The organism is Nocardia sp. PE-7, from assembly GCF_030486425.1.
In the GTDB taxonomy this organism is placed as follows: Bacteria; Actinomycetota; Actinomycetes; order Mycobacteriales; family Mycobacteriaceae; genus Nocardia; species Nocardia salmonicida_A.
This window is the reverse complement of the sequence record NZ_CP129614.1, coordinates 464,041-476,097: the sequence shown is the minus strand read 5'-3', so window position 1 is coordinate 476,097 and position 12,057 is coordinate 464,041. Positions and strand designations below refer to the sequence as shown.

Sequence of the window (12,057 nt, the reverse complement as noted above, 5' to 3'; positions counted from 1 at the left end):
CACTGTGAAAATTTCTCGACTCTTCGATGGAATAGACGAAAATGGTGTGCCGATAACTACTGCGAGGCAGATAATTACCGACCTCGAAAGAAAGGAACAGATTCTCACTTTCCTCAGAGGTGGGTCGGCAATCCGAGCAGCCAATGGTAAATCGAACGATCAGATCGACCCGTCCAAAGGGAAAGTCGTTCCGCGCGTTTTCAAAACGGACGGAAAATGGATTTGGACAGCAGCAGCAAGATATTACTTGGAAGAATACGGGATCGCCCCGGAGGATAATTTCCTGTCGCATATCGAATCGTGCGACTTTCAGGCCGCTACGCCCGATGCCGAGACGCGGGAACTCGCCGTCAGCGCACTTGCCAATCGACGGAAAGGCGGGCGCTGAAGATCGGTGCTGCGGATTATTCGGTCGAGGTGGAGGACGGGCGGGGCGACAATATGACTGTGCGAGTGGCAGGGATGGCTGTACGAGGGCATCGGGACGACGGGGTCTGGCCCGAGGCTGGTATTCACCAGGCGTGAGTCGTCGGCGCGGGCGTAAGGTCGCGCTCATGGCTTGTAGGATCACCGAACTTGTCATCGATTGTGCCGACCCGGAACTGCTGGCCGGCTTCTGGTGCGAAGTGCTCGGCTATGTCGTACTCGACCGGGACGACGGTGACGTCCAGATCGGCGCGCCAGGAACCGAATTCGGCGGACCGCAGCCCACCTTGCTGTTCAGCCTCAGCACCGACCCCAGACGGGGAAAACTGCCGATGCACCTCGATGTGAACGCTACCGACCGCGATCAGGACGAAGAACTACAGCGTCTGCTCGCCGCGGGTGCCCGCAAGGCCGACATCGGCCAGACCGGCACCGAAACCTGGCACGTGCTGGCCGACCCGGAGGGGAACGAATTCTGCCTGCTGCGGCGACGAGTGGGGACGACGTGAGGCCGATGCGTGGCTAGAACGGCTCGACAGTCGGTCTTCAGCCTGCACTGGGAGGCGGGTTCGCATGGCGGACAGCAGTTCTGGGCACCCGATCGCCGCAGGTCACAGCGCCGAGCAGTATCCGATACTGATCGAGGAGTTCAGCAAGCGTCGCAACGGGTGACATCCCCACCCGCTCGCCGTGTCGGCGCGGTCGGGCGACCCACTGAGGACAGCCAGCAGATAGCCGTTGAGGAAGCTGTACAGCAGCAGTGGCGCGGCATCGAACCCCAAGCAGGGCACAATACGGATCCGCACGGAAACGGTGAGCCCAACTCGTGCATGGATGACTGGGAGCGAGGGGAAAGAATTACTGCAATATTCCAAGAAATCCGAGATACGCTGTCGCAGCTCGGGCCGGGATCCAGCGCAATAGTCGGAGTCGATTGACACGACGGCGGAGGACATTGGTTCAACGCTTTCAATGTCGAAGGCGTCCCTATGGCATCCGACTCACAAAACTCCACACTGGAGCCGTGGCCGCCGTCGGCGCAGGGGGTGGGAAACGGTGAAAGTCACGCGAGCGCAATTGATGTCATGCACATCGATGCCGCTGGAAATCATCTGAGGGAAGTGAGCTACCATGATAAGCGAGTCCGACGCCAGAGAAATTGCGTCCACATTTTTGGATTCCGAAGAATTCGATTTGGTCGAGTTCGACGCAGGTTGGCGGATTGTCCGTGCAGTTCAAGGCAGAGGCGCGACCAGCCTTGTGGTGGAACGTGATACGGCGGCGATCGTCAGCTTTCCCTCCTCCATCCCTCCTCAACGCATCGAGTCCAGTTACGTCGATGTACGTCCCGTCGGGCACCGTTACGATGCCGAGAATTGATATTCTCGTTTCCGCACCGCCACACGTTCAGTACCTCCATCATGAACTATCTTCCGAGTCGCCGAAACCGATGAGAATTGGGTCGTACCGATGGAAGCGGATGAAATCCGGTCATCGTCGGTCTTAGAATATCGGCCGGAAGGATCAATGCGTCGAGATCTGGATGAGCGCACGGAAAAGGCGAAATATCCAGCGTTCTTCGTCATCGAGATATTTGACTTCTCGAGGAGTGCGAGGCGCTCAGCGTCGAACTCCCGAGACTGATCAAGGCCATGGCGGACCGGTCGATCGCCACGGGTAACGGGGAACAGTATCCCGTGCTGATCGACGAGCTCGCCGAGCCGCACAACGCCTGACGGACAGCGTGTGCGCCGGCAATATAGTGCGTCGGGGTGGGGCGCGCTAACGGTCCAGCGCGTCGGCGAGGGTGGTGATCGCCAGTTCCCAGTGTTCGGCGAAGCGGGCAGCCTTGGCCTCCGTGAAGAGAGCGGTACTCCAGCGGAAGTTCGTCGTGAGCGCGGAGCCTTCGGGCGTGGCGCCGATGCCCGCGATGACGTCGACCGCGTAGCGCAGTGGTAGGTCAGGTTCCGGGTCGAGTGGGAGTGCGGTGTCGTGTTCGCCGACGAGCAGTGACCAGGGGTCGGTCTCGTTGCCGCTCAAGTCGATTCGGCCGAGATAGTTGAACTCGACCTGGGGTTCGGCGGCGGTGCGGAGTTCCGCGGAACGGTTGACGTAGCGGAGGAGTCCGTAATCGAGGCCCTGGTTCGGGATTTCACGCAGATGGGCGGAGACCGAGTCGAGCAGGGTGCGAGCGGCGGCGGGGTCCGCTTGTGCGCGTGCGACATCCACCGCGTTGTCGCCGACGCCGAGGCGTACGGGGAAGACGCTGGTGAACCAGCCGAGGGTGTTGGCCGTGTCGGTGCCGAGGGTGGTGTCGGCGCGGCCGTGGCCTTCCATAGCGATCAATGCGCCTGCGGCCGGGTCGTTTCCGTTGTCGACGTGTAGCGAGGCCATGGTCATGGTGAGGGCGGTGAGGAGGAATTCGCGGACGCCCTCGTCCTTGCCGACGCGGTTGAGCAGGCGTTCGGTGACCGCGACCGGAGTCGCTACCGTGCTGACCCGCAGGCTGGACCAGGTGTCGGTCGCCGGGGCGGGGTGTCGGGAGCCGAGTGCGGCATCGGGCTCGCGGACCTGCGTGGTCCAGTAATCGCGCTGAGCGAGGACTTCCGGCTCGGACGCGCGCTGCCACATGGCCTCGGACCACTGTCGGTACGAGGTGAACTCGGGCAACATCTTCGGCGTCACGCCCGCTTGGATCTGTTGCCAGGCAGCGGCCAGTGCGTCGAGCATGATGTGCCAGGACACGACGTCGACCGCGAGGTGGTGCACGGTGAGCAGGAGGATGTCGTCACCGGTGCCGAAGCTCGGCACGACGGTGGCACCGACCGGCTCCGCACCGTGAGTGTCGACAGCCGATTCCGCACCCGAGAACCACACTGCCCGAACCATGTCCCCGGCCCTCGGGTCGATCGCGTCATTGGCTATCCGCGCGTATTCCGTAATGGCCGTGTCGAGTTCGGTGCCGCCGAGCCCTCGCGGCGCCTCGATGACGAGCTCGGCGGCGTTCACCGCACCGGGCGCGCGCGTGACCATGCGCGGTCCGTCTGTCGTGTCGGTGAGCACCGCGCGCAGGGTGTCGTGCGCGTCGAGCAGCGCCTGGAGGGTGGATTCCATTGCCGCACGGTCGATTCCGGCGGGCAGGCGCAGCATTGCGGTCTGGGTGAAGCGGCGGTAGTTGCCGTATTCGTACATCCAGGAGACCACCGGCAGCGGCGGCACCACGCCGTAGGCGTCGGCGCCGGACTGCGCGGCGGCGGCCGGTGCGTCGTCGACGGCGGCAGCGAGTTCACGAATGGTCGGGCAGGCCAGCACCATTCGCGGATTGAGGGCGAGGCCGCGACGGCGGGCCTTGTTGACCAGGGAGATCGCGACGATGCTGTCGACGCCGAGCTCGTAGAAGTCGGCGTCGATGCCGGGTGCGCGACCGTCGAAGAGTTCGGCGAAGAGCTCGCTGAGCGCGATCTCCGTCGCCGTCTCGGCGGCGGCGTTGCTGTCGGCGACCGCCAGCGACTGCTCGGCGAGTTCGTTCAGCGCGTGGCTGTCGAGCTTGCCGTTGACATTGACCGGCAGCTGATCCAGGACGACGATGCGCGCGGGAATCATGTACGCGGGCAGGCGTTGCGCGAGGTCGGCGCGCACCCGGCTGACGATCACAGCGCGACCGGCCTTACCGACGACGAAGCCGACCAGGGACGCACCACCGGCACGGCGCACCACGGTCACCGCGGCGGTGTCGATATCGGCGGAGCGACGCAGCGCGGTCTCGATCTCGCCGACCTCGATGCGATAGCCACGCACCTTCACCTGGGCGTCGGCGCGCCCGAGGTAGCCGAAACGGCCACCGGGAAGCCTGCGCACGAGGTCGCCGGTGCGGTACATGCGCTCGCCGGGGCGCGTGGGGTCGGCGACGAAACGGTCCGAGGTGATGGCGGGTTTGCCGAGGTAGCCGCGGGCCAGCTGCACCCCCGACAGGTAGAGCTCGCCGACGATGCCCTGCGGGACCGGTCGCAGCCGGGAGTCGAGCACGTAGCCGACCATGCCGCCGTTGGCGGTGCCGATCGTGGGGATCTCCGAGGTGGCGACGGGTGCGACCACGGCTTCGACGGTCGTCTCGGTGGGGCCGTAGCAGTTGTACACAGCCGTCCCGGGCAGCGCGCGCAGTCGTGCCCACAGCGCGGTGTCGATGGCTTCGCCGCCGAGAGCGAGCACCGACAGTTCGCGGTCGAGCAGGCCCGCTGCCGCCAACTGCGCGAGCATCGACGGGGTCGTGTCGATCATGTCGATGTCGAATTCGGCCATGCCTGCGACGATTCGGTGCGCGTCGCGCATCTCCTCGGCGTCGAACAGGTGCAGAGCCTGTCCGGCGAAGAAGCCGACCATCGGCTGCCAGGAGGCGTCGAAGCCGAGCGACCAGGCGTGGGCGATCCGCAGGGGGCGACCGAGCTTGCGCATCGCCGGACGGTAGAAGCGCTCCAGGTGATCGGCGAAGTAACCCGCCAGGGCGGCGTTCGTGCCGACGACGCCCTTGGGCTCGCCGGTCGAGCCGGAGGTGAAGATGATGTAGGCGCTGTGGTCGAGTTCACGACGCACAGTGGGTGCTCCTGTCGGCCGGGCCGCGACCCGCGCCAGGACTGCGGGCTCGTCGAGCGCCAGTATCTGGATTGCTTGCCGATCGGACGGCGGCGCAACGCGAACGGCTGCATCCGAACCGCCGGAGCCGCCCGCGATCGCGCCGTCACCGTGGCGATCGGTCTCCTCGCCGAGAGGCACGGCGCCGTCGACGGACACCGTGTCGAGGGTCGTCGCGTCCAGCAGAGCGCGGTCCGCGCCGAGGATGACAGTGAGCGTCGGGTTCGATTGGCGCAGAATCGATTCGATGCGCCCGGCCGGGAGTGAGATGTCCACCGGCACATAGGCGGCGCCCGCAGCGAAGGTGGCCATGATCGCGATGATCGAGCGCGGCCCGCGCGGCAGCATCAGGGCGACAACGGTTTCCGGGGTGACGCCGTGGGCGGCGAACTCCCCCGCCATCCGGCAGGCCTGCTCGTGCAGCGCGCGGTAGGTGTACACCTCGCCGGAGGTGGTGGTGAGGGCGATCGCGTTCGGGTCGGCGGCCACCTGCCGCTCGAACAGTTCCCACGGGGTGGCCGTCGGGGGACCGGTGAGATCCGCTGCGGCGCTGCTGAGTTCGGCATGCTCGGACGCGGTGAGCAGATCGATCGCCTCGGTGGTCGCGGCAGCGTCGAGCGAGGGCAGCGTGCGCAGAATGGTGAGCATGCGAGCGCCGAGGTCGACGGTGTCGAGGTGGCCGAGGAGGGCGGGGATCGCCTCGACGAGGACGAGGAGTTCGGCGTCGCTCAGGTGGGAGACCACCGTGAGCGGGTAGTGGGCGAGGCTTTCCATCTCGATCGGGCGGAACTGCGCGCCGTCGGGGGCGGTGACCGTCTGGATGGCGTCGTCGATGGGGGCGTTCTCGAAGACGAACAGGGTGTCGAACAGGGCGCCGTGGCCCGCCGCGCGCTGCAGGGTCGACAGGCTGAGGTAGCCGATGTCGCGCATGGTGGCCGAATCACGCTGCAGGCGTGCGCATTGCGCCACGACCGGCTCGGCGGGATCGAGGCGGTGCACGACCGGGACGGTGTTGATGAAGAGTCCCACCATGCCTTCGACGCCCGTGAGCTTCTCTGGGCGGCCGGAGATGGTGGTGCCGTAGACGACGTCACGACGGTCGGTGACGCGGCCGAGCAGCAGCGTCCAGGCGAACTGGACCGCGGTGTTGAGCGTCATCCCGTTGCCGCGCGCCCACTGCTGCAACTGCTCGGTCTCGGTGGCGGACAACCGGAGTCGCGTGGTCTGCGGAACCGCGGAGCCGCGCTCGCCGGCGCCGTCGGCCAGTACCAGCGGTGCGCTGACCTGGCCCAGGTACTCGGCCCAGCGGCGGGCCGCGGCGTCGTGGTCCTGGGCACCGAGCCAGCCGATGTAGTCGCGGTAGGGCCGGGGCGCGGGCAGACCGTCGAGGGTGCCGCCCGCCCGGTAGACGGCGAGCAGTTCGGTGAAGAACACCGCGACCGCCCAGCCGTCCATGAGGATGTGGTGGGCGGTGAGGATCATCCGCTTGCGCGGCGCGGGCGCGTCGGTGACGTCGAGCAGCAGCACTCGCAGCGCGGGACCGCGACTGAGCACGAAGGGGACGCGGCGCTCGGATTCGGCGATGGAGTCGAATTCCGTGGACAGCGCGGCCCGTTCGGCCCACGGCAGCTCCGCGCGCGACGGGATGATCTGCACCGGCTTGGGCACATCGGTGTCCCAGAACGCGGCCCGCAGGTTCGGATGACGGTCCAGCATGGCCTGCGCGCTGCGGTGCAGCAGGTCGGTGTCGAGCGGGCCGTCGATATCGACCACGAATTGCATCGTGTACAGGTCGATCTCGGTGCCCGTCAGCCGGGAAAGGGAGAACAGCCCCTCCTGCAGCGGGCTCAGCGCGAGTACGTCTTCGATCTGCGGCGCACTCATGCTGCGTCCCTTCCTAACTGCTCGTTCATCCCGACGTTCGTGCTCATCCCTGTGCGGACCAGGCGGCCGTCAGCGCGGACAGGGCATCGGATTCCAGGCCCGACGCGCTCATCGGCGCGTGCGAAACCTGTTCGGGCTCCTCGGCTCGAGTCGCGCCACCGGCGGCAGCGTCGACGGCGGCGGCCAATTCGGTGATCGTGGCGCACTCGAAGACCATCTGCGGCGACAGCGGCAGACCGAGGGCGTCGGCGCGGGCCGACCACTGGATGGAGATGACACTGTCGCCACCGAGGGCGAAGAAGTTGTCGTCGCCTTCGACCTCGTCGATCTCCAGCAGTTCCTCGATCAGGGCGATCAGGGTGCGCTCGGTCTCGGAGTCGGTCGCGGCACCGGTGGCGACGGCGCTCGCCGCCAGCGCGGCAGGCGGGGCGAGCAGGCGCTCGAGATCCGCGGCGGGCAGCACCCGCAGGTCGGCGACCGGCAGGTCAGGTGTCTCGGCGAAGGCACGCAGCGTGGCGGCGAGGGCGTCGGCGATCAGCGAGGCCGTGGCCGGGTCGTACAGATCGGCGTTGACGACGACGCGCACGTCCATGCCGCCGTCGGCGGTCACGTTCAGGCTCAGGTTCAGATCCAGGAACGAGACGTCGAAGTCGGCGGGCAGCACGGTGACGGTGGTGTCGCCCGAGGAGGCGAACGGCAACGTGGTCGGTGCCCAGTCGGCGCCACGGAAGTGGATCATGCTCTGGAACAGCGGGTTCCGTGAGCGCGAGCGGCGTGGGTTGAGCGCTTCGACCAGTCGCTCGATCGGGAGCTCCTGATGGGCATTGGCGTCGAGCACCACGTTGCGCGCCCGCAGCACGGTGTCGTGCAGGGTCGGCGCGTTCGACAGGTCGTTGCGCAGCACGACCATGTTGGCGAACAACCCGATCATGGCCGTTGTCGCCGGATCGGTGCGCGCCGCGACGGGAGTGCCGAGGGTGATGTCGGTGCCACCACCGAGGGTGTGCAGCAGGGTGGCGACCGCGGCCTGGCACACCATGAATTCGGTGGCGCCGCTGCGGATCGCGAGCGCTTCCAGCCCGGAGCGCACGGCGGCGGGCAACGAGAAGTTCACCACCTCACCGCGTTTGCCGAGTACCGGCGGACGCTGCCGGTCGTGGGCGACCGCGATCTCCTCGGGGACGCCGGCGAGCGCGGCACGCCAGTAGTCGATCTGGTCGGTGGCGAACGCGCTCGGCGCGGCCTGGTCGAACAGTTCACGCTGCCACAGCGCGTAATCGGCGAACTGGACCGGCAGCGCCGCCCAGCTCGGGGCGCCGCCCAGCTCGCATCGCGCACGGTAGGCGGTGGTGAGGTCGTCGAGCAGCACGCCGAAGGACGCGTGGTCGGCGACGATGTGGTGCACGAGCAGTGAGAGCACGTGGGTGTCGGCGTCGAGCACGAGCAGTTCGGCGCGGATCAGCGGCTCGCCGTCGAGGGTGAAGTGGTAGTCGGCGATCTCGGCGAGCGCAGCGGTGAGCTGGTCGGACGCGATCTCGCGCACCGGTAGCGGGACCGGGGCGGCGGGGTGCACCACCTGGTAGGGCACGCCGTCGTGTTCGGGGAACGTGGTGCGCAGCGACTCGTGCCGAGCGACCACGTCGTCGAGTGCGGCACGCAGCGCCGCGATGTCGAGCGCGCCGTCGAAGCGCATGGCCAGTGGCAGGTTGCCGACCGAGCCCGCGCCCTCCATCCGATACTGGAACCACATCGCCAGCTGCGAGTACGACAGCGGAACACGCTCGCCACGCGGGCGCCCACCGATCGCGGGTCGACTGGTGTCGGTGGTCTCGCTCTCGGTCGCGGCCGGGGCGTCGTCGAAATCGGTGTCGACGGCGTCGAGGTCGATGTCGAACTCGGCCAGGAAGCGGGCGACCAGGTTGGCAGCGAGGGCCGCGGGGGTCGGGCTGTCGAAGACGACGCGGACGTCGAGTTCCACGCCGAACTCGGCGCGGACCTGGGCTACCAGGCGGGCCGCGAGCAGCGAGTGGCCGCCGAGTTCGAAGAAGGAGTCCTCCGCGCTGACCTCGTCGAGACTGAACAGGGCGCCGAACAGGGCGCAGACCTTGCGCTCGGTGGCCGTGGCCGGGGCGCGGTGGGTGCGCGCCACGGCGGGGGTCGCCGCGGGCAGGGCGCGCTTGTCGAGCTTGCCGTTGACGGTGAGCGGGATCTCGGGGATCACCGCGAACGCGCTGGGCACCATGTATTCGGGCAGTCCGCTCGCCGCGAACGCGTGGACCTGTTCGAGGTCGATGGTGCCCTCGGCGGGCACCACATAGGCGGCCAGCATCGCGCCGATGGCGGGGTCCTCGGTCACCACGACAACGCAGTGGGCCACGGCGGGATGCGCGGCGATCGCGGCTTCGACCTCGCCCAGTTCGATGCGGAAACCGCGCACCTTCACCTGCTCGTCGGCGCGACCGACGAACTCCAGCTCACCGAAGGTGTTGCGGCGCACCAGGTCGCCGGAGCGGTACAGCCGAGCGCCCGGGGTGAACGGATCGGCGACGAAACGCTGGGCGCTCAGTGCGGGCCGGTCGAGGTAGCCGCGGGCGAGCTGCTCACCGCCGAGGTAGAGCTCACCGACGACGCCGTCGGGCACCAACTGGAGCGCCTCGTCGAGAACGTAGGTGTAGACGTTGCGGTTGGGGATGCCGATCGGCACCACGCCGGTGCCCTGCGGGCCGGAGACCGGCATGTGGGTGGAGCAGACCACGGCTTCGGTGGGGCCGTAGTGGTTGCGCAGTTCGGCGTCGAGGGTGTTGGCGAAGCGGTCGGCGACCTCGCCGGGCAACGCCTCACCACCGACGGGGATCTGGCGCAGCGACTGCCATTCGCTGATCTCGGGCAACAGCAGGAAGGTGCTCAGCATCGACGGCACCATGTGCAGCACGGTCACCTGGCGGCGGCTGATCAAGTCCGCGACATAGCGGATGTCGCGGAAAGCGTTGGGCTTGGGCACGATCAGCTGCGCACCGACGGTCAGCGTGATCGCGATGTCGACCAGCGACGCGTCGAAGCTCACCGACGACGACTGCATCAGCCGGTCGGCGGGGGTCATGTTCCAGTCGGCGGTGAAGCAGACGATGTGCTCGGCGATAGCGTTGTGCGGCACCGGAACACCCTTGGGCTTGCCGGTGGAGCCGGAGGTGTAGATGACGTAGGCGAGGTTCGACGGGCGCAGTGGGCGCAGTCGCTCGGCATCGGTGGGCGCCGTCGCGGGCAGCTCGGCCGCCGTCTCCTCGGCGGCGGCCAATTCGACCGCCCCGAGCAGCAATCGAGGATTCGCGTCCTCGACCAGGTACTCGATGCGGTCCTCCGGGTAGGCCGGGTCGATCGGCAGGTACGCGCCACCGGCCTTCAGCACCGCGAGCACGGCGACGATGAACTCGACCGAGGTGCCGAGCCGAAGGCCGACGATGTCCTCGGTGCCGATGCCCTGCTCGATCAGCCAGTGCGCCAAGCGATTCGCGCGCGCGTGCAGCGCGGCGTAGGTGAGCTCCACATCATCGGAGACCAGGGCCCGCGCCTCGGGATCGGCCGCCGCGGCCGACTCCAGCAGGGCGACAAGGGTTGTCGCCTCTTCGTCGACGAGCACGCCGTGCGAACGGTCGAGCAACGCGGCGCGATCGGCATCGCCGAGCATGTCGAGATCGGCGAGCCTGCGCTTCGGGTCGCGCAGGGCGCTGTCGAGGAGGCGACCGAAGTGGACGAGCAACTGGTCGACGAGGGCATCGGCGAGCACGTCGGTCTGATACTCGGCTTCCACCACCGCGCTGCCGTCGGCCTCGAGCACCACGGCGAAGGCCAGCGGCACCTGCGCGCTCGCCGCGCCCAGTTCGAGCTGGGTGGACCGCACGCCGTCGATGGCGAAACCGTCGGCGCTCTTGCGCACGCTGAAGCCGAGGCGAACCAGCTGATCCATGCCGTCGCGTCCGGCGACACGGTCCGGATTCGCTTCACGGACAACACGATCGATGCCGACGCCCCGACGCGCGAACGACCCGGTGCAGGTGTCGCGCACGCCGGCGACCAAGGTGGCGAAATCGTCGCGGCCACCGATTCCCGCACGCAGCAGCAAGGTGTTGCCGAAGTAGCCGATGAGCTGTTCGGTACCGACGGGACGGTCGGTCACCGGGATGGAGACCAGGAAGTCGTCGGCGGCGGTGTAGCGGTGCACGAGGGCGTCGAAACCGGCGAGCAGCACCATGAACGGGGTCGCGGCCTGCTCGCGCGCGAACTGTTCGGTGCGGGTGACGAGGTCGGCGGGCAGCCGGTGGGTGCGGCGGCGGGCGTGCCTGCCCGCGCCGACCGAGGCGGCGCCGGGGAGCTCGAGCGGTTCGGGCAGCGGGCGAAGTGCTTCACGCCAGTAGGCGACGTCGTCTTCGGCGGGCTCTGCGGTGGGCGCGATCGCGGCGAACTGCACCGTGTCGGGCTGGGAGGCGGCGTCCGCAGCGGGTGTGCCGAGCCGGTAGGCGGCGTTGAGTTCGGCGAAGAAGACGGCCCAGGAGTCGTCGTCCCAGCAGATGTGGTGGATGGTGAACAGCACGACATGCTCGTCGACGCCGGTGCGGATCAGCGTGGCACGCAGCGGGAGCTCGGCGCCGAGGGCGAAGGGGCGGGCGAAGTCACGCTGGGCCAGCACCTCCACGCGAAGGTCGCGACCCGACTCCGCGAGCTCGGTGACATCGTGGGTCGACCAGTCGGCGCGGGCATCCGCGGTGAACACCTGGAACGGCGTGCCGTCGGCATCCGTGCCGTAGGTCGTGCGCAGGATGTCGTGGCGCGCCACCACCGTGTCGAAGGCGGCGTGCAGGCGGTCGGCGTCGAGCGGGCCGGTGAGGCGGTAGGCGACGCAGATATTGAGGGCGGTGTCGTCTGCATCGCGGGTCTGCAGGAACCACATGCGGCGCTGGCCGGGGGTGAGCGGGCGCCGCTCCCCCGCCGGGATCCTCGGCACCTCGACGGGTTCGGCGTGCACGACCGACATGCCGCGTTCGCGCAGCTTCTGCTGCAGCAGCAATTTGCGGCGTTCCGCGACGGACAGGGTGGCTTCGGTGTCAGACATGTTCTTCGGCC

At 68.0% G+C, this 12,057-nt stretch carries 6 protein-coding genes; 3 read left to right on the top strand and 3 right to left on the bottom strand.

The features are described from left to right. Positions 1-4 precede the first annotated feature (4 nt). Positions 5-388, top strand: a complete 384-nt coding sequence (locus tag QX204_RS02200) for a hypothetical protein (RefSeq protein ID WP_301904943.1) — start codon at positions 5-7, stop codon at positions 386-388. A 166-nt stretch (positions 389-554) separates the two neighbouring features. Next, positions 555-935 carry a VOC family protein gene (locus QX204_RS02195; protein ID WP_301904942.1) on the top strand — a complete coding sequence of 127 codons (381 nt, stop codon included), beginning with the start codon at positions 555-557 and terminating at the stop codon, positions 933-935. Positions 936-1,037: 102 nt separating this feature from the next. On the opposite strand, the gene QX204_RS02190 is transcribed toward QX204_RS02195, so the two are convergent. Beyond that, positions 1,038-1,208 carry a hypothetical protein gene (locus tag QX204_RS02190; RefSeq protein ID WP_301904941.1) on the bottom strand — a complete coding sequence of 57 codons (171 nt, stop codon included), beginning with the start codon at positions 1,206-1,208 and terminating at the stop codon, positions 1,038-1,040. A 349-nt stretch (positions 1,209-1,557) separates the two neighbouring features. Between QX204_RS02190 and QX204_RS02185 the strand changes: the two genes are divergently transcribed. Further along, positions 1,558-1,806: an SUKH-4 family immunity protein gene (locus QX204_RS02185; RefSeq protein WP_301904940.1), complete on the top strand. Its 249-nt coding sequence runs from the start codon at positions 1,558-1,560 to the stop codon at positions 1,804-1,806. Positions 1,807-2,208: 402 nt separating this feature from the next. Here the strand turns inward: QX204_RS02185 and QX204_RS02180 are convergent, their stop codons facing one another. Together QX204_RS02180 and QX204_RS02175 are read right to left on the bottom strand one after the other, a co-directional pair. Then, complete coding sequence (locus tag QX204_RS02180) at positions 2,209-6,939, bottom strand: non-ribosomal peptide synthetase (RefSeq protein WP_301904939.1); 4,731 nt, start codon at positions 6,937-6,939, stop codon at positions 2,209-2,211. 43 nt (positions 6,940-6,982) lie between these two features. Next, on the bottom strand, positions 6,983-12,046 hold the full coding sequence (locus tag QX204_RS02175) for a non-ribosomal peptide synthetase (RefSeq protein WP_301904938.1): 5,064 nt from the start codon (positions 12,044-12,046) through the stop codon (positions 6,983-6,985). Positions 12,047-12,057 lie beyond the last annotated feature (11 nt).